This is a genomic window from Rugamonas rivuli (assembly GCF_009380165.1).
Classification (GTDB): domain Bacteria; phylum Pseudomonadota; class Gammaproteobacteria; order Burkholderiales; family Burkholderiaceae_D; genus Rugamonas; species Rugamonas rivuli.
The window spans coordinates 123,477-146,099 of sequence record NZ_WHUF01000009.1 but is presented as its reverse complement, the minus strand read 5'-3'; the positions used below and the strand labels follow the sequence as shown (position 1 = coordinate 146,099).

The following is a 22,623-nucleotide window of genomic DNA, read 5'->3' as shown; positions in this document are numbered from 1 at the left end:
GCTTACTTCGCCAGCAGGTGCTGGTTCAGGAAGTTGATGGTGGAGTAGAACTGGTAGTCGGCGTTGGCCTTCTTGTTGAAGCCGTGGCCTTCGTCGTTGGCCATCATGTACCAGACCGGCGTGCCGTTCTGCTTGACGGTGGCGACGATCTGGTCGGCTTCCTGGTAAGGCACGCGCGGATCGTTCTTGCCCTGCACCACAAACAGCGGCTGCTTGATCTTGGCCGCGTTGTTCAGCGGCGCGATCTTCTCCATGAACTTGCGCATTTCCGGATCGCGCTCGTCGCCGTACTCCACGCGGCGCAGGTCGCGACGGTAGGATTCGGTCTTCTCCAGGAAGGTGACGAAGTTGGAAATGCCGACGATGTCGACCGAAGCCTTGATGCGGTCGGCGTAGTTGGTCGACACCGCCAGCGACATGTAGCCGCCGTAGCTGCCGCCCATCACCGCCACGCGTGATGCATCCAGGTCCGGCTGGGTAGCGATCCAGTCCAGCAGCGCGCCGATATCCTTGACCGAATCCTCGCGCAGCATGCCGTTGTCCAGCTTGAGGAAGGTCTTGCCGTAGCCGCTGGAGCCGCGCACGTTGGGGTAGATGACGGCCAGCCCCATCTCGTCCGTGAAGTAATTGCTGCGCCCCATGAAGCCTGGCTGGAACTGGCCTTCCGGTCCGCCATGGATGTTGATCAACACCGGCCGCTTGCCTGGGAACTTGCCGGCCGGCGCGCGGTACACGAAGCCGGAGATCGACTTGCCGTCGAACGAATTCCAGCGGGCGATGGTCGGCTCGGCGAACTTGCTGTTGTCGATAGCGAGCTTCTCATGCTCGGTCCAGCGCGTGACGGCGTTGGTCTTGACGTCGACCGCGTACACTTCCGATGGGCTGGTGGCCGAGGTCAGCGCCACCGCCAGGCTGCGGCTGTCCTTGTGCCATTGGAAATTGGCGATGGTGCCCTTCGGCAGCTTGAACGCGGGCAGCAGCTTGCGGTCGGCGGTGCGCATCACTCGCAGCACGCTGGTGCCGTCTTCGTTGGCGACAAACGCGAGCAGCTTGTTGTCCTCGGACAGGGCGACGCCGTCGATGTCCCATGGGATATCCGCGGTGAGCACGGTGGACTTCATGGTCTTCAGGTCGAGATACGCCAGGCGCTGGAATTCGCTGCCGGAGTCGGTGACAAGGTACAGGCCCTTGCCATCCTTGCTGAACAACGCGGAGGAATAGGCCACCGGCTCGTCGCCGTTCTTGCCGGTGATGCGGCGCGTCTTGCCGGTGGCCAGGTCCATCAGCCACAGATAGCTTTCGTTGGCCGACACGTATTCGCCGTAGACCAGTTGCTTGTCGTCGGGCGAGAACTTGAAGCCGCCCCAGCCGCCGCCCGGCAGCTCGGTCAGCGTGCGCGCGCCGTCCGGATTGAGCGGATCGACGATGGCGATGGTGGAATTGATCTTGTCGGCCGATCCGGTGCGGCCGACCGGCACCGTCACATACAGCACCTGCTTGCCGCTGCTGCTCCAGACCATGTCCTGCACGCGCTGGCCGTCCGGGGTGAACGGCACGGCGTCGCCGCCGGCCACGTCGCGGCGGTAGGCGCGGAATACTTCATTGCCGCCGCTGTCCTTGATGAATACGAAGAACTTGCCATGCTTGGGCTGGAAGCTGGCGCCACGCACCGGTTCCGCATAGTCGGTCAGCAGTTCCAGCGGAGCGCCGGGCTTGGCCACGCGGTAGATCTGCGGCGTGTTCTTGTAGCGCCGCACCACCAGCATTTCCTGCTTGGTCGGATGCCAGTCGGTGAAGCTGGTCGGCTTGAACTCGGTGTACTTGGTCAGCTGGCTGGCCAGCGCGGCAGGCACCGGCGGCACGTTCTCCATCACCAGCGCGGCAGGCGGCGCCAGCACGGCATCGTCAGCCATGGCGGTGGCGCTCAACATGGACAGCAACAACAGACGCATGACAGGCAGTGTTTTTGACATGGGGTCTCCTTTTAGAGTAAGAATCAAAGACAGCCGCCAGAGTATCCAACAAAGCAACATTTATCACAAGAACAATCAATTCCGCTCCGCCATCCATCAAATCCATGCATGGCTGGCCATCTACGAGGCGCCTCGCGACTCATTAGCTGGGTTTATGCATGCCATGCAGAGTATTCATTTGTCAACGTGGACAAAATGAGGGCAACATAGCGCATAACCCATAAAAATGGAGACAGCACATGCATCAGCAAGGCGAACTGGCAGGCAAGGTGGCGTTGATCACGGGAGGCGCGTCCGGCATCGGCCGCGCCACGGCGGAATTGTTTGCACGTGAAGGCGCCACGGTGCTGATCGCCGACCGCGACGGCGCGGCCGGCGAGCTGGCCGTGGCGGCGATCGTCGCCACCGGCGCGCGCGCCTCCTTCATCCGCACCGATGTCGCCGTGGCCGCCGATTGCGCGGCGGCGGTGGCGGCGGCCGTGTCGCGCTACGGCCGGCTCGACGTCCTGTTCAACAACGCCGGCATCACCCGCCGCGCCAACGTGATCGACACCACCGAGCAGGAGTGGGATCAGGTCATGGCGGTCAACGTCAAATCGATTTTCCTGATGTGCAAATACGCGGTGCCTGTCATGCAGCAGCAGGGTGGCGGCAGCATCATCAACACCGCCTCCGGCTGGGGGCTGGTGGGCGGCAAGGACGCCGTGTCCTACTGCGCTTCCAAGGGCGCGGTGGTGATCCTGACCAAGGCCATGGCGGTGGACCACGGCCCGCAGAACATCCGCGTCAACTGCGTCTGCCCCGGCGACACCGACACGCCCATGCTGCGCAACGAAGCGCAGCAGCTGGGGCTTGAAGAAACCGCGCTGGTGGCGGCAGGCGCCGGCCGTCCGCTGATGCGCGTGGGCCAGCCGCACGAGATCGCGCAGGCGGTGCTGTTCCTCGCATCGGATCGCGCCTCCTTCGTCACCGGCGATGCGCTGGTGGTGGATGGCGGCGGCCTGGCCGGATCGGCATAAACCGTGAACAAGTGGGAGAGCCCCCAGCTGCTGGAGGAGCACCGGCTGCCTCCGCACGCCTACTTCTTCGCCTACGACGATGCCGACACCGCGCGCAGCTTCGAGCGTGAGCGCAGCCGCCGCTTCCAGTCCTTGAGCGGCGCGTGGCGCTTCGCGTACTTCGGCCATCCGCTGGAAGTTCCGCCGCAGTTCTACGGCGAATACATGGCGCACTGGGGCCGGATCGAAGTACCCGGCATGTGGCAGATGCAGGGCCACGGCCACTTGCAGTACACCGACGACGGCATGCCCTTCCCGGTCGATCCGCCGTACGTGCCATCGTCCAATCCCACCGGCGCCTACCAGTGCCGCTGGACGCAGGGACCGGAGTGGCGCGGCCAGCGCGTGATCCTGCGCTTCGACGGCGTTGAGACCTACTTCGAAATCTACGTCAACGGCAGCTACGCCGGCATGAGCAAGGGCAGCCGGCTGGCGGCGGAATTCGACATCACCGCGCTGCTGGCCGACGGCGAGAACCTGCTCAGCGTGCGCGTGCTGCAATGGGCCGATTCCAGCTACCTCGAAGACCAGGACATGTGGTGGACCGCCGGCATATTTCGCGATGTCTACCTGATCGGCAAGGGAGCCATACACGTGCAGGACGTCTGCGTGCAGACCCGCTTCGACGATGCCTGCCGCGATGCGCGTTTGTCCTGCGCGCTCAGCGTGTCGGGCGGCGCCGGCTGGCGCGTGGGCTGGGCCTTGTATGACGTCACGCGCCTGCTGCTGCAAGGCGGCGGCCATGCGCCGGCGTGGGAAGTGGACGTGCCCGCACCGCGCCAGTGGAATGCCGAAGACCCCTATCTGTACCGCCTGGAGATCAGCCTGTTCGACGATGCGGGCACGCTGCTGGAAGTGGTGCCGCTGCGCGTGGGCTTCCGCGAGGTGAGCGTGCAAGATGGCCTGATGTACGTGAACGGCCGCTATCTGAAACTGCACGGCGTGAACCGGCACGACAACGACCATCTGCGCGGCCGCGCCGTGACGATGGCGCGCGTGGAGCAGGACATCGTGCTGATGAAACAGCACAACATCAACTCGGTGCGTACCGCGCACTATCCCAACGACCCGCGCTTCTACGAACTGTGCGACCAGTACGGCCTGTTCGTAATGGCCGAGACGGACGTGGAGACGCACGGCTTCGTCAACGTCGGCAACCTCAGTCAGATCACCGACGATCCGGCGTGGGAAGCGGCCTTCGTCGACCGCATCGAACGCCATGTGCACGCGCAGAAGAACCATCCTTCCATCATCATCTGGTCGCTGGGGAACGAGTCCGGCTACGGCTGCAATATCCGTGCGATGGCAGCGCGCTGCCGCCAGATCGATCCCACGCGCCTGATCCACTACGAGGAAGACCGTGACGCCGAAGTGTGCGACGTGGTCAGCACCATGTACTCCCGCGTGCAGATGATGAACGCTTTCGGCGAGTACCCGATGGACAAGCCGCGCATCCTGTGCGAATACGCGCACGCGATGGGCAACGGGCCGGGAGGCCTGAGCGAATACCAGGCCGTGATGGACCGCCATCCGCACATCCAGGGGCACTATCTGTGGGAGTGGTGCGACCACGCAATCCTGCAACCGGACGTGCCGGGACGGCCGTTCTACGCCTTCGGCGGCGACTACGGCGACTATCCGAACAGCGGCAATTTCTGCTGCGATGGCCTGATCTATCCCGACCAGCGCCCCGGCCCCGGCCTGCGCGAATACAAGCAGGTGATCGCGCCAGTAAAGGTGCGCGCCATCGACGCCGCAGCAGGCAGGCTGGAAGTGGAGAACCGCTACTGGTTCAGTAGCCTCGATTGCATCACGCTGCTGGTCGAGACCAAGGCGGATGGCGAAGCGCTGCGCTTGCAGCGCGTGCCGCTGTCGCCGCTGCCGCCGGGCCAGCGGCAGGAGATCCGCATCCCCGAGCCGCCGGCCGGCAGCGGCCCGCGCCACCTGAACGTGCGCGTGATCCGCGACCACGCCACCGCCTACAGCGCGGCGCAGCACGAGCTGGCGGTGTACCAGTTCGCACTGCCATCCCTGCCCGCGCAGCCGCCGGTCGCCGCAGCGCCACCGCCGCCGCCCGAGCTGACCGAACATCGCCTCGACTACCGCATCGAAGGCCATGACTTCCACATGGTGTTCTGCAAGCTCACCGGAAAACTCAAGGAGTGGACGGCGCAAGGCTTGCCGCTGCTGGCTCGCCCGCCGCAGCTGACGTTCTACAAACCCTGCATCGATAACCACAAGCAGGAGAACGAAGCCCTGTGGCTGCCGCAGCACCTGGACATCATGCAGGAGCACCTGCGCGGCATGGAGGTGCGGCGCGACGGCGCGGCGGTGGAGGTCATCGTCGACTGCCAGATCGCCCCGCCGATACTGGGCTATGGCATGCGCTGCCGCTACCACTACCGCATCGACGGCGCCGGCCGGCTGCAACTCACGCTGTCCGGCACACCGTACGGCGGCTTCCGCGACATGATCCCCAAGATCGGCATGACGCTCGGCCTGCACCATCGGCTGGACCAGATCGAATACTTCGGCCGCGGCCCCGGCGAAAACTACCCGGACAGCCAGGCATGCAGCATCGTCGACCGTTATCGCAGCAGCGCGGCCGCCATGTTCGAGCACTACCCCAAGCCGCAGGACAACGGCAACCGCCAGGACGTCACCCGCGCATCGCTGCGGGACAATAGCGGAAAAGGCTTGCGCATCGAAGCGCCGCAAGGCATCCATTTCAGCGTGTGGCCGTACAGCGCCGCGCAGATCGCGGCGGCGCGGCACGACAATGAGCTGCAAGAGGACGACTACTGGACCGTCAACCTCGATCACAAGATGAGCGGACTGGGTTCCAACTCCTGGGGCTCCGAAGTGCTTGATTCCTACCGGGTCTACCTGGAGGCGTTCAGCTACAGCGTGGAGCTGTCGCCGATGAAGAAGGAGGACCGCCTGTGATCATCCTGAACAGCGTTGAAGAATTCCGCCAACGCTACCACACGGCGAAAAAATGGCGGCGCTGTGCGGAAGCCATCGCCAACCTGCCCTTGCTGAAACCTGGCATGTGCCACTCCATCGGCGATTCGCTGGTCTACCGGCTGGTGGATGGCAAGGTGGCCGCAGCACCCTGCTTCACGGGCAACCGGCGCTACGTCGAGATCCACTACTATCTGTCCGGCAGCGAGAGCATCGCGTACGCGGCCAAGCCGTCGCTGACCCTGCTGTCGCCCTACAGCGACGAGACCGACCGCGAAACCTTCAGCGGCGCAGCCACCACCCGGCATACCGCCAGCGCCGGCCAGCTGCTGGTGTTCGACAACGACTACGCCTACCAGCCGCAGGGCTCGGACCATCTGCGCAAGATGGTGCTGATGGTGACGATAGAAGGTGCGACTTTCCACAATAAGTGAGCTGTCCATGGCTAACCCCAGCAACACGCAAATCGGCCGCTTCATGCTGTTATCGATGGCAGTGGCGGCGATCTTCAACATCCGCAATGTCGTCAACAGCAATATCGCCATCGGTATGGTGGCGGTGCCGTCCTTCCTGTTCGCCACGGCCACCTTCTTCATCCCCTATGTGCTGATCATCGCGGAATTCGTCAGCTTGAACAAGGACGCCAAGTCCGGCATCTACCAGTGGATACGCTCGTCGATGGGCGACAAGTGGGCCTTCGTCGGCGCCTACTGCTACTGGTTCGTCAACCTGTTCTACTTCACGTCGGTACTACCCAACATCCTGGTGTATTCGTCCTACGCGTGGCTGGGCTACGAATACCAGTTCTCGTCGCTGACGACGGTGGTGCTGTCGATATTGCTGTTCGCCTTCGCCACCTGGGTGTCGACCAAGGGCGCGGCGTGGGTGGGGCGCGTGACCTCCATCGGCAGCTCGCTGGTGCTGGTGATGGCGTTCGGCTTCGTGGGATTGAGCCTGGCCGACTGGATAGACGGCGCGGCGCCCGCAACGCCCGTGACGGCTGCCGCGATGACGCCTGTGTTCAGCTGGTCCTTCATGGGTGCGATGGCGTGGATACTGTTCGCCGCCGGCGGCGCCGAATCGGTGGGCGTGTTCCTGAACGATGTGCGCGGCGGCGCCAGGACGTTTGTGCGTACCATCGTCTTCGCGGGGCTGTTGATCGGCGCGCTGTATTCGGTGTCGGCTCTGGTGCTCAACCTGTATGTGCCGGCTTCCAAATTGAGCTACACATCGGGCGTGTTCCAGGTGTTCGGCGCCCTCGGCGCGCACCACGCCGTATCGCCCCTGCTGCTGAACCGCCTGGTGGGCGCGGTGATGCTGCTCGGTTCCTTCGGCACGCTGATGGTGTGGACGGCGGCGCCGGTCAAGGCGCTGTTCTCCGAGATCCCGAAAGGCATCTTCGGCGAGCGCGCCATCGCGCTGAACCGCCACGACATGCCGGAGCGCGCAGCGTGGATACAGTTCTGCGTGGTGGTGCCGCTGGTGGTGATACCGGCGCTGGGATCGTCCAACGTGAACCAGCTGCTCAATGTGGTGATCAACATGACGGCGGCCACCGCGCTGCTGCCGCCGCTGATCATCATGGCAGCCTACTTCCATCTGCGGCTGCGGCTGGACCATCTGCCGCGCGACTTCCGTATGGGATCGCGCCGCGTGGGCTTGGCGATTACCAGCGTGCTGCTGGCCTTCTTCGGCGTCGCCTTCATCGCCGCGATTTTCCCGGCGGGCCAGAACCTGCTGCTCACGCTGGGCTACAACGTGGGCGGCGTGGTCCTGTTCCTGGGATGGGCTTTGTGGAAGTACCGCCAGTACGAGCGCGGTCTGGTTACTTCCGAGGCGGCTTTGCTTGAGCCTCTCGCTCCAGCATCAGCAGGTGTGCGGCGCTCCAGCTGAAGTTGGTGGCGCCCTGCATGCGGCCGGTGATGGGGTTGTAATTTTCCCGGATCGGTGCATCGCCTCGCAAGCCTTGTGCGCCGGCCGCGAAGCGCTCCGCCATGGCGTCCGCTTCGGCGGCGCGGCCATAGTTGCGCAGGCCGGCCGCGCCGAAGTAGACCTGGTCCAACCACACCCTCCCGCGCCAGTAGATCTCCGGGTCGTAAGATGGATTCGAGACGGCGGCCGTCGGCATCGGGACTGGGGTTCCGAATTCGGCGGGGTCCAGCATTTTGGCGATCACTGCGTCGGCGTGCCGCTGTTCAGCGGCGCCGGCCCATAGTGCGGTCCAGCCTTCCGGGCCGCGTCCGCGCATGGTCAGCAGTTTTCCGCCCAGTTGACGGTCGTAATAGAAGCCGCTGGCGGGGTCGAAGAAGCTGGCGTTGATCAGCTCACGCAGTTGCGCCGCTTGCTCGCGCCAGGTGTGCGCTGCTGTCTGGTCGCCCAGCTCCTGTGCGATGTCGGCCAGGATCAGCTTTTCGCGGTAGAGGAAGGCGTTCAGGTCCACCGATTCCTGATCGATGGAGTAGCCCAGCAGCTTGCCCTGGCTATCGCGGTTTTCCACCACGCGTACTTGCCAATCGCGGAGAGCGGCGGCCAGGTTGCCGCCGTGCGTCTTGTCGGCGTAGCGCTTCAAGGCGGCTGGTTCGATGAAGCCGAAGCGGGCGGCGTTGTCCATGCCGGACTCGTAGCCCGCCGCCTGCTGCACCGGCAGTTCGATCGCGGCGTACTGGCCGGTGTCGACGATGCGGCTGTACGCGGCGAGGCCCAGGCAATCGCGCATGCCTTCCTGCTCCACGCCACAGCCATCGAGCGGTGCGGGCGACAGCGGCTTGACGCGGAAGCGCAACTGGCCGGCGTCGTCGTTGTGCAGCGGGTGCACGGTGGCGCCGTATTCGGCCAGGCCGTTGTGGTCGTGGTCGCGGTTGCGATACCACCAGCGATGGTAGGCTGTCAGCTTGGGTTGCATCTCTTTCAGCCAGGCGCGATCGTGGGAGTGGCGGTAGATTTCCCATACGGTCCATGCGGCCAGCGGGGGCTTAGTGTCGCGCTCATTCCAGTTGTCGCCGTCGCCGCCGCGCTGGGCGTCCATGTTGTAGAAGACGTTGTCGGGCAACATGCCTTCGTCTTGCGGGCGGACGGTGTCGTTGGACTGGATCTGGTAGTCGAACAGTGAGCGTACTGTGTTGGCGGCCAGTGCGGGATCGATGGCGGCCAGTGCATAGGCTTGCTTCCATGTGTCCCAGGTCCAGGCGCCGTTGAACCAGCGGGCCGTGGTGGACGGTACCATCGCGTCGTGGCGGAAGGCGCCGCGTGGTGCGCGCCAGTTGCCGATAAGGGTTTCCAGCGCTTTGGTGCCGAGCGTGGACGCAGGCAGCTTGGCCAGCCATCCGGCCCAGCGGAGTTCGTTCGCGGCGATGGCCTGCTCCAGGCGAGTGGCATTGGCCAGCGGCGGGATCTCGCTTGCGGCGGTGGCATCCAGCTGGTAGCTGTAGGCGCTGTAGATGGTCTGCTGGCGGCCGGCGGCCAGTGTCGGCAGGTCGGCGCTGCTGTCATAGTGCTGGCCGTCCACGCTGTCCTGCGCGCGCACGCTGCGTTCGATGCGGTAGCATGAGCGGCCGCTGGTCATCACATTGCCGGCGTCGCGCACCTTGCCGAAAGTGACGCTGATGCCTCCACTATCCCGCACCAGTTGCGGCCTCCATGCCGGCTGACGTGCGGTCACCGCGCCATCCTTGCCCCATTGCGCCATCAACTCGCCCTGCCAGTGCGCGCGCAACGACAGCGGTTTGCCGGACGTATTCCGCAGACGGTAGCGCACCAGCGCGCTGACGGAGCTGACGAAATGCAGATCCACGTCCAGCTGCAAGCCAGGCCACACCAGCCGCTGGCTCAATACGCCCGGCCGCGCCGCACTAGTCCAGTGGGCCTGCTCCGGCTTGAAGCTGCGTCCCGTACGGCGGTCGGCCAGATCCAGCCGCTCCAGCGCAGAGGCGATGTAAAGGCTGTACTCCTCGGCCACCACCAGCGGACCACTGAAGGCGCCGGCCAACGCCTGCGCATCGGGCAGCAGATAGCCATGCCAACTGCCGGCATCGAACATCGGATTGAAACGCTGGTTTTGCTCGGCGTCGAAATCGCGCACAGCGATCGGCGTGCCGTGGCGATTGATGGAAGGGGACTGCGCTTGCGCGGCCCAGGCGGCGGTACATGCCGCGATCAGCAGCAGGTTGCGAACGGATGAGGACATAGGCGGGAATGAAAACGAGTTGTCAGGGAGGGTAACACGATGGGGCCGAGCGCTGAACGCGCACGGCCCCGGATGCATCAGAAGCGGTAGGACAGCGCGACCGTGGCATTGCGCCCCAGGATAGGCCGCGCGTAGAACAGACTGCCGTTCGAGCTTTGATTGAAGCCGCTGCGTGGATTGCCCTCGGTCAGGCCGATCGAGTTGGTCACGTTGTTCACCTTCACATTCAGCTTCCACTTCTTGTCGATCTTGATCTCCGCGCCCATGTCGATCACGTGATAGGCAGGCAGCGCCAGCGCGTTTTCAAAGTCGGCGAAGCGCTTGCCGATATGGCTGTACACCAGGAACACATCGCCGAAGTCGAAATGCACCGTCGGGATCAGGCGCACCTGGGTGTTCGGCGTACGCATCACCTGATTGCCGTTTTGCTTGGCTTCCTCGGCGTTCGGATCGATGCCGTTGATGGTGGCCTTCTGCAGCGTGGCCACGTACTCCAGCGAGAACTGCTTCCACGGATTGATGATGCCTTCCAGCTCAACACCGGTCGACAGCGTCTTCACGAACACCTGGCGGAAGTCGCCGGTGGCCTGATTGGTTTCGCCGAACGACAGATTGGCGAACTTGGTGTGGAACAGCGTAGCCGACGTAGTCCAGAACGGCGAGATGTAACGCACGCCCGCCTCCGTGAAACTGAGCCGGCTGGCGCCATCGACAAAACTGTCGGTGCTGTACAGCGTCGGCATGTTGGTGCCGCTCGCGTAACGCCCGTACGTCGCCACATGGTCGTTGAAGGCGTAGTTGAAGCCCGCCGTGTACGACGCTTCCTTGATGGTCTTCTGCTTGCGCGTCCACACGCCGGTGCCTGCGCGGCGCATGTAGTTGTTGGCGATGATGTTGTCCTTGTCGCTGCCATCCGGATTGAGCGAGCCGGGTATCACCGCGCCGCCGGTCAGGCTGTTGCCCGGCAGGTCGTCGCCTGCAGCCAGCACGCCCTCGTCCTGCACGTCGTAGCGGGCGATCTCGTAGCGCACGCCGGCGTCGAGACGCAGCTTGCTGCTGACCTTCCATTCATCGTTGACGAAGTAGGACAGCGACTTCATATCGCCTTTGTGGCGCTCGTAGAAGTAGCCGTTGCGCAGCACGCCCTTGTCCGACAGGTAGCCGAGGATCTTGTTGTTGGCATCGACGGCGACGATATCCAGACGGCTGGGCTGATCGCGCACGTCGGTGATGATGCGGGCGCCGTAGTCGGAATCGTCATACAGCTTCTGCGACGCGAACAGGATGCCGGCGGTGAAGCTGTTCTTGTCATTCTCCTTCGTCACCGACAGCTTGTCGACGAAGTGACCCAGCGAACGGAAACGCGTCTCGGCCACGGCGTCGGTAGTGAAGCCGTTGCCGTTCAGCGTGGACGGATCGTTGATCAGCTGTCCGGTGCCGGCGTACGCCAGCTTGGCGGTGCCGCCGAAACGCTTCAGCAGCTCGGCGACATCGCTGGACTGCGCGGGATCGAGCCGGTTGCTGGCGCGGACCAGGTAGCTGTTCGGTCCATTGAACACCGAGTGCGGCGCGACATCGTAGCGGGTGTAGCGCGCATTGTTACGGAACGACCAGTCGCCGCCCAGTTCATGCTGCAGATCCGCGCCGATCACCTTGGCCAGCACGTGGAAGCCGGTATTGAGGTCGGTGGTCACGGCGCCGTTGGTGGTCTGGTTGGTGATGTGCGCGACGTCCGGGCCATCCAGCGAACCGTAATGCGGATTCACGCCCGGCACGCCGGTCGGGTTGCCCGGATTGGTCAGCGGGATAGGCAGGTAGAAGGTGTTGTGGTCGTTGACGTACTTGGCCGACAGGTTCAACTCCCCGTGTTCAAGCTTGCGCGTCACGTTCAGGCGCAGCTGGCCGCCATGGTCGGCGGTGATGCCGATCGGGCGCACGCCCTTGCCTTCGCGGTAGTAGCCGCCGACCGCATAGGTCCAGTCGTCGTTGATCGGTCCCGAATAGACGCCTTCCGTGCGCACCATGCCGTAGTCGCCGACGGTGACTTTGACCTCGCCCTGCGGTTTCTGCGTGCCCTTCTGGCTGATGAAGTTGACGATGGCCGCCGGGCCGTTGGTGGACAGGATGGCCGAGGTGCCGCCACGGATCGCTTCGAAGCGCTTGATGGTGACGTCCTCGCGCATCAGCACATCCACCAATTCGCCGTCGTAGATCACCGGCAGGCCGTCCTCCTGAAGGCTGATGAACTGGAAGGCCGCGCCGCCGCTCAAGCCGCGCGGCGAGACGTTGTTCGACACCTCACCACCGGACGCCTCCACCCACAGGCCAGGCACCTGCTGCAGCGAATCGGCAAGGCTGTGCGGCGCCAGCTTTTCCAGCTTGGCCAGGTCCACCGTCGTGATGGCGACCGAGGATTCAAGCTTGGTGCGGTTCCTGGCGGTGGTGCCGGTGACGACCACCTCCGGTATGGGCGCCCCCTTGTCCGTGACGCCCGCCGTTTCGGGCGCCGTTTGCGCCTGCGCGCCGTGCATGGCCGCCAGCTGGGCCAGTGTGGCGACCGAAAGGGTCAGCCCGGTTTTTTGTCTCATTTGGAATCTCCAGATAGTTATCGTTATTTTTTTACTGCCTTGTATTTGCTGCCACTACACCGAGACAGGCCACATCGTCTGCTCCCGGTAGCCGGTCGTCACCGACAAATACCCATTGAACTCAGCATCGAGTTCTGCGTCGCCGCTGTCGATGCGCAGCACGCCGCCGTGCAGCGACATCAGCTTGCCGGGCGGCGCCAGCACATGCAGCCCACGCGGTCCTGCTGTGCGCAACAGGCGCGGTGAAATCTGCTGGTTGCCGCGTCCCAGCACCAGCCCCTGCCCTCCTATCGGCGACAGCACCAGGTGCAACGGCTCCTGCCAGCTATCGGCCAAATCCTCCAGCGTGCGGCGCGAGGCGTCGCGTGCCAGCAGCGTGCCGTCGCCCAGCACCGCGTCCACGCCCAGCAGGGTGCCGTCCACGCCCAGCAGCGCCAGCAAGGCCTGCGTGGTGGAGCCGGGGCCGATCAGGTACAGCGAGCGCGCCTCCATGGATTCAGCGAAGCTGCGGGCGATGGCCATGCGCTGCGCGCCGCTGCCGCTGACATGGCGCGCCTTGCCGCCCTGCGTCAGCGTCGGCGCCAGCGGCAGTTGCAGATAGCCGTACAGACGCGGCACGATCCGGTTGCTGCGCAGCGCGTCCTCGTCCAGGTCCATCACTTCGGCGTCGCAGCACACGGCCAGGCCGTTCTGCACCAACTGGCGCAGCAGCTGCGCCGCCGCCAGCGGATGGTTGGCGAATACCGCCGACTGCATCTTCACGCCGGCCGGCACGCCCAACACGGGCAGGCTGCCCATCGCACCGGCATCGCGCAGGCCATCCAGCACATCGCGCGCGGTGCCGTCGCCGCCGGCGAACAGCAGCAGGTCTATCCCCATGCCGGCCAGGATGCAGGCGGCGCGGCGGGTGTCGATTGCCTGCGACGGCGAGGCCACCGGCACCACGGCGCAAGCTTGCAGGCCTGCCGCCTGCAAGGCGTGCAGCCCCATCGCGCCGTCGGCGGTGTACCAGCTGGCCGCTTGCGCGGCTTCGCCGCAGGCGTCGAACATGGCGGCCACGCGCGCGAACACCTGCGGCAGGCTGCCAGCCGCCAGCGCGGCCTGCACGCTGTCTGCGCCGTCCGAGCCTTTGAGGCCGGCCGGGCCGCCGATGCCTGCCCAGGGATTGACCACCAGTCCTATCTTCATGCCAGCCCGCGCTCCCCCAGCTTGCGTTGATAGGCGCGCCAGGTGATGGACCAACGCTCAGGATCGTCCAGCATCTCGCCCTGCACGCGGTGCACCGGGCAGTTGTGCGGTGCGGTCTTGACCAGATCAGGATCGCTGTGCGCCTCGCCGGCGATGTGTCGCATCACGCCGATGAATTCATCGAGGTCGGCACGCGAGTAGGATTCGGTCGGCTCGATTGTGGCCGGCTCCGGCACCACGTAGGGATGGTGGCTGGTCCAGTAGTGCACGCCGAAGTCGGCGGCGCGCAAGCCGATTTCTTCCGACGTCACGCCGGTGGCCTCGGTCAAACCCTGCCAGCTGTAGCGCACCTGCTCGATGCGGCGCTTGCCCGGCGCGTAGGGCGCGGCCATGCCTTCGATCTTCAGCAGTTCGTGCATCATGTAGTTGTTGTTGAGGACCGCGATCTCGGACACGGTGCGCAAGCCGTCGGCGCCCAGGTTCATGATCCACGCGTAGGCGCGCAGCATAATGGAGGCGGTGCCGGTGAAGCTGCTGATCTTGCCGATCGACTGTGCGCCGCCGTTCACCAGGTGGTAGCGGCCGTCCGTATGCCGTACCAGCGGGCCTGGCAGGAACGGCGCCAGTGCGGCCGTGCAGCACACCGCGCCCACCGCCGGGCCGCCGCAGGCGTGCGGCGTGGCGAAGGTCTTGTGCAAGTTGAAGTGGCACAGGTCGAAGCCCGCCTCGCGTGCGCGGGCGATGCCCAGCAGGCCGTTGGCGTTGGCCTGGTCGTACACGCAGAGGCCACCCGCAGCATGCACCACGTCGACGAATTCGCGGATGCGGCTGTTGAAGATGCCGGTGTCCTCCGGATTGGTGATGACCAGTGCGGCGGTGCGCGGCGATACGGCCGCCTTCAAGGCCGCCAGGTCCGGGTAGCCGTTGGCGTCCGGGTAGAGCGTGATGACCTTGTAGCCGGCCAGCTTGGCGCAGGCCGCGTCCGACGGGTGCGAGAAGATGGTGGTGATGACTTCATCGCGCTGCGCAGCATCGCCACGGCTTTCGTGCCAGGCGCGCACCATCGCCATGTTGGCGAAGATGGCCTGCGAACCGCCGCGCGCCTGCAACGATACCGCATCCATGCCGGACACTTCACACAGCACGCCTTCCAGCTTGGCGATCACTTCCAGCATGCCCTGCACGGTGCTGTCGGGCTGGCGCGGGTGCAGCTCCGCCATGCCGGGCTGGCGGGCCAGCTGGTCGTTGATCTTCGGGTTGTACTTCATCGTGCAAGTGCCCTGGCCGACGTCGACGTTCAGGTCCGCGCCCAGCGTTTCCTGCGACAACCGCAGATAGTGGCGCAGCACGCGGTTCTGCGACATCTCCGGTAGCGCCGGGGCGCGTTGGCGCAGCATGGTGGCGGGCAGCCCGGCCAGCGGCTGGCCGGCGGCGCTTACGATGTCCGGCTCCACTTCCGGCACCAGGATGCCGCGCTCGCCGGGCTGGCTCAATTCGAAGATCACGGGTTCATCCCAGCGCGCCTGGTGGTAGCGGCGCATCTGCTGTTTGCGGTGGGTGGCGATGTTTTCCATGGCGGTCATTGGTTGAGGACTTTCTCTAGCGTTGCGCACAGCAGGTCGATGTCTTCCTGCGTGTGGACTTCGGAAAAGGCGTACAGGGCCGACTGGCCCAGCGCGGGGAAGGCGGTGCTCAGGTCATGGCCGCCGAATACGCCCTGCTGCAGCAAGGCGGCGTTGATGGCGGCCACCGGCAGGCCGGTGCCGTCGAAGTTGACGACGAACTCGCGGAAGTGGCAGCTGTCGGCATGCGTGACGCGCACGCCGGGTACGCGCGTCATGCGCTGGCTGGCGTAGGCGGTGCGCTGGGCGATGCCGGCGGCCAGTTCGGTCATGCCCTGTGGGCCCATCAGCGCGAAATAGACGCCGGCGGTGATGCCCCACAGCGCGGCGGCGGTGCCGACGAATTCATTGCCGTTCTCGCGCTTGTCGAAGGAGGTGCGGCTGTAGGCTACGTCGCCGAAGCCGTATTCGCCCGGCACGCTGGTCGGCACGATGCCGAACAGCCGCGATGGATACTGCATGACGATGGCGGGATCGTCGTGGCTGGCGATGAAGCCGCCCTGGCCGCCGCCGTAGTTCATGTGCATGCCCAGCGGCTGGATGTCGCCGCAAACGATGTCGGCGCCGTAGTTGGCCGGCGGCGCCAGCACGCCCAGCGAGACCGGGTCGACGCCGACCACGAACAGTGCGCCGACCGCGTGCGCGGCGGCGGCCAGCGCGGCGCCGTCGTCGATGGTGCCGAGGAAGGATGGGATGTCCACGTACAGTGCGGCGGTGTCTTTGTCGAGCAGGCGCGTCACCGTGGCCAGGTCGAGCAGGCCGGTGTTCGGATCGAAGGGCGCGGTGACGAAATCGAGATCGGCGCGGCCGTAGGTGGTCATCATCGACAGCTTGTCCGGGTTGACGTGGCCGGCCACGACGACGCGGCGGCGGCCGGTGTGTCGGCCCGCCATGCGCACGGCGGTGGCGGCGGCCTGCATGCCGTCGTACACCGGCACGTTGACCACGTCCATCTCCAGCAGCGCGCCCATCATGCTGCAGTATTCGAACAGCGCCTGGAAGCGGCCATGGTCGTCATACGGTTCGCCGGCGTAGGCGGTGGCGAACTCGCTGCGGCCGTTGATCTCGTCGCAGACGGCCGGCACATGGTGCTGGTAGCAGCCGCCGCCCAGGAAGCTCAGTTGACCGGCGCAGTGACTGTTCTTGCGCAGCAGGCCATCCACGTGGCGCTTGAGGCGCGCTTCGGACAGGTGCGGCGCGGCGATCGCCAGCGGCGCCTGCATGCGCAGGGCGGCGGGGATATCGGCAAAGAATTCTTCGACGCTGGCGGCGCCCACGGCGTGCAGCATGGCTTCGCGCACGGCGGGAACCGAGTTGGGGATGTAGGGGTGTGTGTAGGGTTTGCCTGGTTCCATGTCATTTCCTGTTATCGAGGTCGGATACCCCATCTTGTAGGAGCGAAATAACATTGACAAATGATCAGTATGCATGTGATACATTAGATAAATTCATGCGTGGAGAACACTTTTGGCTCATTCTTCCAGTCTTTTACGGCAGTTGAAAACGTTTGAGGTCACGGCTCGGCACATGAGTTTTACGCGTGCGGCCGATGAGTTGTGCATCTCGCAGGCGGCGGTCAGCCATCAGATCAAGACGCTGGAGGATGCGTTGCAGATCAAGCTGTTCAAGCGCATGACGCGGGCTATCACGCTGACCGCCGAGGGGGCGATTTTGCAGCGCAGCCTGGTCGACGCCTTCGGCCGCATCGACCGCGTGCTGGCGCAGCTGGCGCAGGGCGAGGGACGCGCGCGCAAGCGGCTGACGGTGGCGGTGACACCGGCCTTCAGCTCGCGCTGGCTGGTGCATCGGCTGGACCGCTTCCTGGCGGCGCACAGCCAGCTTGAAGTACGACTGGTGCATACGGTGATGCATACCGATCTGGGTCGTGACAGCATCGACCTGGCGATACGCTGGGGGGATGGCAAGTGGCCGGGTGTGGAGTGCGAGCGCCTGTTCGGCACCGAGCTGCTGCCGGTGTGTTCGCCGGCGATGTTGAAGGACGGCCCGCCGTTGCTGGAGCCGTCCGATCTGGCGCACTACACGCTGCTGCACGAGGATAGCTGCGACGATTGGGAGCGCTGGTTCGAGCAGGCGGGTTTGGCGCCGTCGCTGGCGCTGCGCGGGCCGTTGATCGACGACAGCAATGCGCTGATGCAGGCGGCGCTGAACGGCCAGGGCATCGCGCTGGGCCGCATGGCACTGATCCGCGACGACCTGCGGCGCGGCACCTTGGTCAGCCCGTTCAGCCAGACCTTGTCCACGCAAGGCGCCTACTATATGTGCTGGCGCCCTACCCGCACGGAGCAGGAGGCGTTGACGTGGTTCTCGGATTTTCTGCGGAATGAGGCGCGGGAACAAGAGGCAGTGGTTTTGGAAGAGAGCTTTACAACCGTATAAATCGTATCAGCCAAGTCGATGAGTCGCCGCCTGCATGCAGGTATGCGCGGATGCGTACAGCGCGCATGTCATTCAACTTCGGCGCCTCGATACAGGGCTCTTTTCCCACAACAATTCTTCCTTTTGGAAGCGTTCCTTTTAAAACCTTGTCAGGCTCAATGACGAACTCACTGACGTAAGTTTGATATATGGGATCCGGCATCGGAAATCCCGGTGTGAACATCCGGGGAAGCCGTTCCTCATTGACGTATTTGATTGCAACGATAACGCCCTCGACAACCAGATCGCTTCTGTAAAGGCATACGTCTTCCGGACAGGTATCCATGCAGGAAACAAGCGCGGAGGCTGACAGCGGCAATGCCAGCGCCGCCGTCATTAAAACGGTATAAATGGTTTTCATCAATAACTGGGTTCAGGTTGGAAGCTGGGTGGCGGGTAGCAGCGAAACGCCTTGCGCCGACGCCGCGGCCAGCTCGGCGGCTTGCGCGCGCAGGAAGGCGGGGCGCTGACGCAGCCGCTGCCAGTAGGCGGCGACGGCTGGCGTGAAGGAGGTGTGCAATCCCAGCTGCTCGGCCAGCAGCAGCGCGTAGCCGACCGAGACATCGGCCGCCGTGAAGCGGCCCGCGCACAGGAATTCGTTTTGCTCCAGGCGCGGCGTCAGCGTTTTCAGGCGCGATAAGAACCAGCGCGAATAATCCTCCACCACCTGCGGCTGCAAGCGCTCCGGCGATTCGAAGCGGCTGTAGCGCAGCACCAGCGTTTGCGGGAAGGTCAGCGTGGCTTCGCCGAAGTACAGATAGTTCAGCCACGCGCCGTAGTCCGCTTCATCCAGCTCGACGTTCAGCCGTGCCGCCGGATGGCGCTCGGCCAGGTACTGGCAGATCGCCGCCGATTCCGTCATCCGCATGTCGCCATCGAAGAAGGTCGGCACGGTGCCGCAGGGGTTGATGTCGAGGTAGGACTTGTCGTGCACGCGCGGCGGGAAGGCCAGCATGCGCAGTTCGTATGAAAGCTCCAATTCCTCCAGCATCCACAACGGACGGAAGGAGCGTGCGGCGATGCTGTGGTAGAGAATCATGGAACGCCTATTGAAGATATCGGTCGTGCAGATATTATCATTGACCGAGTCGCCACACTGGCGGACCATCAGGACTGTCACTACGAAAGAAATATCATGGCACGCATGTTTAATCCACCGCATCCGGGGCTGACCCTGCGTGACGACGTACTGCCCGCACTTGGATTGACTGTGACTGAAGCGGCGCAGCAGTTGGGCGTCAACCGCGTCACGCTGTCCCGCGTCCTCAATGGCCGCGCCGCCATTTCACCTGAAATGGCTTTGCGTATTGAGGCGTGGCTGGGCGTGGAGCGCGGCGGCGAAGCTCGCCTGTGGCTGGCAGAGCAAAGCGCATACGACGTATGGCAAGCCGCACAACGCTTCCTGGATGCGCCCATGCAGGTACAGCCCGCCCCACTGGCGGCCTGATCTGAGAACCATTTACTTACCGATGCAGAACCGCGAGAAGATCACGCCCAGCAGATCATCCGACGAGAACGCGCCGGTGATGCTCGACAGCTGCACCTGCGCCAGCCGCAGCTCTTCCGCGAACAAGTCCAGCGATTGATCGTTCTGCGCCGCGTGTTCGCCGGCGCGTTCCAGATGGGCGCCGGCGTTCTTCAGCGCGATCAGATGGCGTTCGCGGGCTAGATACAGCGATTCGCCGGTCTGCTGCCAGCCGGCGATACGCAGCAGCTCGGCGCGCAGCAGGTCGATGCCGATGTGCTCGTGCGCCGACAAATACACATGCGTCGCATCCTCCATCGGATCGACGCCCGGCTTGTGGCCCGACAGATCGATCTTGTTCCAGATGCGCAGCACCGGCACGCCTGGCGGAAACGCGGCAACGATGCCCTCGTCCGCGCGCGACGGGCCGTGGTCGGCATCCAGCAGGTGCAGGATGACGTCGGCCTTGCCGACCTCGCCCCACGTGCGCTCGATGCCGATGCGTTCGACCACGTCGACGCCGTCGTCGATGGCGCGGATGCCGGCGGTGTCGATGATGTTTAGAGGTATACCTTCAATCTGGATCGTCTCGGTGACTTTGTCGCGCGTGGTGCCGGCGATCGGCGTGACGATGGCCACGTCCGTGCCCGCCAGCGCGTTCAGCAGCGAGGACTTGCCGACGTTGGGCTGGCCGACCAGCACCACGTTCAAGCCTTCGCGCAGCAGCGCGCCTTGCGAGGCTTGCTTGAACACCTGCTCCAACGCTTGGACGATGCCGGCCAGCTGGCCGCGCGCATCGGATTTTTCCAGGAAGTCGATTTCCTCTTCCGGGAAATCCAGCGTGGCTTCGACCAGCATGCGCAGGCCGGTCACGCCGTCCACCAGCGCGTTGACCGTCTTCGAGAACGCGCCTGACAGCGATTGCGACGCCGACTTGGCCGCCGCTTCGGTCGAAGCATCGATCAAATCCGCCACGGCTTCGGCCTGCGCGAGGTCGAGCTTGTCGTTGAGGTAGGCGCGGCGGGTGAACTCGCCCGGCTCGGCCAGGCGCAAGCCCGTTTCGGCGCCCGCTTCCAGCACGCGCGCCAGCAGCAGTTGCAGCACGATGGGGCCGCCGTGGCCCTGCAGTTCCAGCACGTCTTCCCCGGTGTACGAGTGCGGGCCCTTGAACCAGATGGCGATGCCCTGGTCGATCAGGGCGCCGTCGGCCTGCTTGAACGGGATGTAGGTGGCGTGGCGTGGCTGCAATGCGGTGGCGCCGAACAGCGCGGCGATCAGCGGTTTGAGGTTCTTGCCGGAGGCGCGTACCACGCCGATGCCGCCGCGCCCTGGTGCGGTGGCGATGGCGGCGATGGGGGAAGAGTCGATATTCATAGGGGAATTGTAAAGTAAAAAAAAGCCCGCGATTAACACGGGCTTTTCTGCAACAGCATTTATCCGGAGATCAGGACTTCGCGGCTTCAGGCGCGGCGAACTTCTTGGAGATCACGTACTGCTGACCGATCGACAGCACGTTGTTCACGACCCAGTACAGCACCAGGCCGGACGGGAAGAAGAAGAACATGACCGAGAACGCCAGCGGCATGAACAGCATCATCTTCGCTTGCATCGGATCGGCAGGCGCCGGGTTCAGCTTGGTGGTGATGTACATCGAGATCGCATACAGCACTGGCAGGATGTACCAAGGATCCGGCGCGGCCAGGTTGGTGATCCAGCCGATCCACGGTGCGCCGCGGATTTCCACCGACGCTTGCAGCACCCAGTACAGGGCGATGAAGACCGGCATCTGCACCAGGATAGGCAGGCAGCCGCCCAGCGGGTTGATCTTCTCGGTTTTGTACAGCTCCATGGTGGCCTGGTTCATCTTGGCCGGGTCGCCTTTGTAGCGCTCGCGGATCGCCTGCATCTTGGGCGTGACCAGCTTGACCTTGGCCATGCTGCGATAACCGGCAGCCGACAGCGGGAAGAACGCCAGCTTGATCAGGATGGTGAAGGCGATGATGGTCCAGCCCCAGTTGCCCAGCACCTGGTGGATGTGGTCCATGACCCAGAAGATAGGCTTGGCGATGATGGTCAGCCAGCCGTAGTCCTTGACCAGGTCCAGGCCAGGGGTGACTTTTTCCAGCAGCTTCGATTCCTGCGGGCCGGAGTACAGCTTGGCTTCGTTGGTCACGGTGGCGCCAGGCGCCAGCGTGCCCAGTTGCTGGATGGTGCCGATCGCGTACTGGTTGGTCGTCACTTTCTTGGTGAAGATGGTGCGGGCCAGCTTGTCCTGCGGGACGAAGGCGGAGACGAAGAAGTGCTGCGAGATCGCGAACCAGCCGTTGTCGGCCTTGGTCGGGTGATCCTGCACGGCGTCCTTGCCGGTCTTGGCGGCTTCGACTGCTTCTTTTTCCAGCGTTTCGAACTTCAGCTTCTTGTAGTGGTCTTCGGCGGTGTACAGCGTCGGGCCGGTGTAGCTGCTGTTGAAGTAGGAGTCGCCGGCCGGCTTGTTGCCGTCGTGGACCAGCTGCAGGTACAGCTCAGGCTTGACCGGCGCGGTGCCGACGTTGCTGATGTCGTGGCGCACGTCGATCGTGTAGTCGCCGCGCTTGAAGGTGAAGGTCTTGGTCAGCTTGACGCCGGCCGATTCCGCTTCCAGCACCAGTTGCACCTGGTTGGCGTCGTTGAGCATGCGCGGGCCAGGCTTGGCGACGAAGCCGGTCTGGTGGTTCGGCAGGCCGGCGGCGCCGATCAGGCCGGTTTGGGCCAGATAGGTCTTGCCGGTGCCGGCATCGACGTCGAACAGCACCTGGTTCTTGGTGGCGTCCACGCCATCCTTGAACTTCAGCAGTTCCAGGCGCTTGATGGTACCGCCCAGGGTGTCGACATCGACACGGAACAGATCGGTGGTGACGGTGATGCGCTCACTCTTGAACGGCTCGGCCGCGGCGGGGGCGCCAGGCAGTGCGGCGGCGCCAGCTGCCGCGGTCGCGGAGGCGGCCGGCAGTTCGGATTTCTTCGCTTCCGGGGCCTTGGCGGTTTGAGCCGGCGCTGGAGCAAACATGGAAGGCTTGCCTGTCGAGACCATCCAGTTGTTCCAAAGAACTACCAGCGACACGGCAAACACGATCCACAGGATGGTACGTTTATTGATATCCATTAGG

Annotated in this window: 16 protein-coding genes; 6 read left to right on the top strand and 10 right to left on the bottom strand. The window is 64.4% G+C overall.

Annotation, left to right across the window (positions count from 1 at the left end; genetic code table 11):
* Nucleotides 1-2: 2 nt before the first annotated feature.
* Nucleotides 3-1,973 carry a S9 family peptidase gene (locus GEV01_RS27440; RefSeq protein WP_152809086.1) on the bottom strand — a complete coding sequence of 657 codons (1,971 nt, stop codon included), beginning with the start codon at nt 1,971-1,973 and terminating at the stop codon, nt 3-5.
* A gap of 239 nt (nt 1,974-2,212) precedes the next feature.
* On the opposite strand from GEV01_RS27440, the gene GEV01_RS27435 reads away from it, so the two are divergent.
* From GEV01_RS27435 to GEV01_RS27420, 4 genes are read left to right on the top strand one after another with little or no spacing between them, the layout of a single operon-like run.
* Nucleotides 2,213-2,992, top strand: a complete 780-nt coding sequence (locus GEV01_RS27435; RefSeq protein WP_152809084.1) for an SDR family NAD(P)-dependent oxidoreductase — start codon at nt 2,213-2,215, stop codon at nt 2,990-2,992.
* A 3-nt stretch (nt 2,993-2,995) separates the two neighbouring features.
* Nucleotides 2,996-5,977 carry a beta-galactosidase subunit alpha gene (ebgA, locus tag GEV01_RS27430; RefSeq protein WP_328595641.1) on the top strand — a complete coding sequence of 994 codons (2,982 nt, stop codon included), beginning with the start codon at nt 2,996-2,998 and terminating at the stop codon, nt 5,975-5,977.
* Nucleotides 5,974-6,429 carry a beta-galactosidase subunit beta gene (locus GEV01_RS27425; RefSeq protein ID WP_328595640.1) on the top strand — a complete coding sequence of 152 codons (456 nt, stop codon included), beginning with the start codon at nt 5,974-5,976 and terminating at the stop codon, nt 6,427-6,429. The genes ebgA and GEV01_RS27425 overlap by 4 nt, the downstream gene beginning before the upstream one ends.
* A 7-nt stretch (nt 6,430-6,436) precedes the next feature.
* Nucleotides 6,437-7,888 carry an amino acid permease gene (locus GEV01_RS27420; protein ID WP_152809082.1) on the top strand — a complete coding sequence of 484 codons (1,452 nt, stop codon included), beginning with the start codon at nt 6,437-6,439 and terminating at the stop codon, nt 7,886-7,888.
* On the opposite strand, the gene ygjK is transcribed toward GEV01_RS27420, so the two are convergent.
* The 5 genes from ygjK to gcvPA form a co-directional block, all read right to left on the bottom strand.
* Entirely contained in the window at nt 7,821-10,178 is a 2,358-nt protein-coding gene (gene ygjK / locus GEV01_RS27415) for an alpha-glucosidase (protein WP_175023252.1), read from the bottom strand. The two genes, GEV01_RS27420 and ygjK, sit on opposite strands and share 68 nt — an antisense overlap.
* A 77-nt stretch (nt 10,179-10,255) precedes the next feature.
* Nucleotides 10,256-12,766: a TonB-dependent receptor gene (locus tag GEV01_RS27410; protein WP_152809079.1), complete on the bottom strand. Its 2,511-nt coding sequence runs from the start codon at nt 12,764-12,766 to the stop codon at nt 10,256-10,258.
* 54 nt (nt 12,767-12,820) lie between these two features.
* Nucleotides 12,821-13,954, bottom strand: a complete 1,134-nt coding sequence (locus GEV01_RS27405; RefSeq protein WP_152809077.1) for an ATP-NAD kinase family protein — start codon at nt 13,952-13,954, stop codon at nt 12,821-12,823.
* A complete protein-coding gene (gene gcvPB / locus GEV01_RS27400) occupies nt 13,951-15,528 on the bottom strand; it encodes an aminomethyl-transferring glycine dehydrogenase subunit GcvPB (protein WP_235914605.1) in 1,578 nt (525 codons plus the stop codon). Before gcvPB ends, GEV01_RS27405 begins: the two co-directional genes overlap by 4 nt.
* A gap of 5 nt (nt 15,529-15,533) precedes the next feature.
* Complete coding sequence (gcvPA, locus tag GEV01_RS27395; protein WP_152809072.1) at nt 15,534-16,931, bottom strand: aminomethyl-transferring glycine dehydrogenase subunit GcvPA; 1,398 nt, start codon at nt 16,929-16,931, stop codon at nt 15,534-15,536.
* A 112-nt stretch (nt 16,932-17,043) separates the two neighbouring features.
* On the opposite strand from gcvPA, the gene gcvA reads away from it, so the two are divergent.
* A complete protein-coding gene (gene gcvA / locus GEV01_RS27390; RefSeq protein WP_328595639.1) occupies nt 17,044-17,973 on the top strand; it encodes a transcriptional regulator GcvA in 930 nt (309 codons plus the stop codon).
* Here gcvA and GEV01_RS27385 read toward each other — a convergent pair.
* The gene (locus tag GEV01_RS27385; RefSeq protein WP_152809068.1) at nt 17,960-18,373 is read right to left on the bottom strand and encodes a hypothetical protein; all 414 of its coding nucleotides are present in this window, start codon (nt 18,371-18,373) and stop codon (nt 17,960-17,962) included. The genes gcvA and GEV01_RS27385 overlap by 14 nt on opposite strands.
* Nucleotides 18,374-18,385: 12 nt before the next feature.
* Nucleotides 18,386-19,051: a glutathione S-transferase family protein gene (locus GEV01_RS27380; protein ID WP_152809065.1), complete on the bottom strand. Its 666-nt coding sequence runs from the start codon at nt 19,049-19,051 to the stop codon at nt 18,386-18,388.
* 96 nt (nt 19,052-19,147) lie between these two features.
* Here GEV01_RS27380 and GEV01_RS27375 point away from each other — a divergent pair, with 96 nt between their 5' ends.
* Nucleotides 19,148-19,459, top strand: a complete 312-nt coding sequence (locus GEV01_RS27375) for a HigA family addiction module antitoxin (RefSeq protein WP_152809063.1) — start codon at nt 19,148-19,150, stop codon at nt 19,457-19,459.
* Between the two features lie 12 nt (nt 19,460-19,471).
* On the opposite strand, the gene mnmE is transcribed toward GEV01_RS27375, so the two are convergent.
* Both mnmE and yidC read right to left on the bottom strand, forming a co-directional pair.
* Nucleotides 19,472-20,851 (bottom strand): tRNA uridine-5-carboxymethylaminomethyl(34) synthesis GTPase MnmE, encoded by a 1,380-nt coding sequence (gene mnmE, locus GEV01_RS27370; protein ID WP_152809061.1) that lies wholly within the window; start codon nt 20,849-20,851, stop codon nt 19,472-19,474.
* Between the two features lie 70 nt (nt 20,852-20,921).
* A complete protein-coding gene (yidC, locus tag GEV01_RS27365; protein WP_152809059.1) occupies nt 20,922-22,619 on the bottom strand; it encodes a membrane protein insertase YidC in 1,698 nt (565 codons plus the stop codon).
* Nucleotides 22,620-22,623 lie beyond the last annotated feature (4 nt).

What these genes read in the sequence shown, in the direction of transcription:
- GEV01_RS27410 (WP_152809079.1), bottom strand. Translation starts at nt 12,766, where the DNA reads ATGAGACAAAAAACCGGGCTGACCCTTTCGGTCGCCACACTGGCCCAG.
- gcvPB (WP_235914605.1), bottom strand. Translation starts at nt 15,528, where the DNA reads ATGGAAAACATCGCCACCCACCGCAAACAGCAGATGCGCCGCTACCAC.
- ygjK (WP_175023252.1), bottom strand. Translation starts at nt 10,178, where the DNA reads ATGTCCTCATCCGTTCGCAACCTGCTGCTGATCGCGGCATGTACCGCC.
- gcvPA (WP_152809072.1), bottom strand. Translation starts at nt 16,931, where the DNA reads ATGGAACCAGGCAAACCCTACACACACCCCTACATCCCCAACTCGGTT.
- GEV01_RS27385 (WP_152809068.1), bottom strand. Translation starts at nt 18,373, where the DNA reads ATGAAAACCATTTATACCGTTTTAATGACGGCGGCGCTGGCATTGCCG.
- GEV01_RS27380 (WP_152809065.1), bottom strand. Translation starts at nt 19,051, where the DNA reads ATGATTCTCTACCACAGCATCGCCGCACGCTCCTTCCGTCCGTTGTGG.
- mnmE (WP_152809061.1), bottom strand. Translation starts at nt 20,851, where the DNA reads ATGAATATCGACTCTTCCCCCATCGCCGCCATCGCCACCGCACCAGGG.
- GEV01_RS27375 (WP_152809063.1), top strand. Translation starts at nt 19,148, where the DNA reads ATGGCACGCATGTTTAATCCACCGCATCCGGGGCTGACCCTGCGTGAC.
- yidC (WP_152809059.1), bottom strand. Translation starts at nt 22,619, where the DNA reads ATGGATATCAATAAACGTACCATCCTGTGGATCGTGTTTGCCGTGTCG.
- GEV01_RS27440 (WP_152809086.1), bottom strand. Translation starts at nt 1,973, where the DNA reads ATGTCAAAAACACTGCCTGTCATGCGTCTGTTGTTGCTGTCCATGTTG.
- GEV01_RS27435 (WP_152809084.1), top strand. Translation starts at nt 2,213, where the DNA reads ATGCATCAGCAAGGCGAACTGGCAGGCAAGGTGGCGTTGATCACGGGA.
- GEV01_RS27405 (WP_152809077.1), bottom strand. Translation starts at nt 13,954, where the DNA reads ATGAAGATAGGACTGGTGGTCAATCCCTGGGCAGGCATCGGCGGCCCG.
- GEV01_RS27420 (WP_152809082.1), top strand. Translation starts at nt 6,437, where the DNA reads ATGGCTAACCCCAGCAACACGCAAATCGGCCGCTTCATGCTGTTATCG.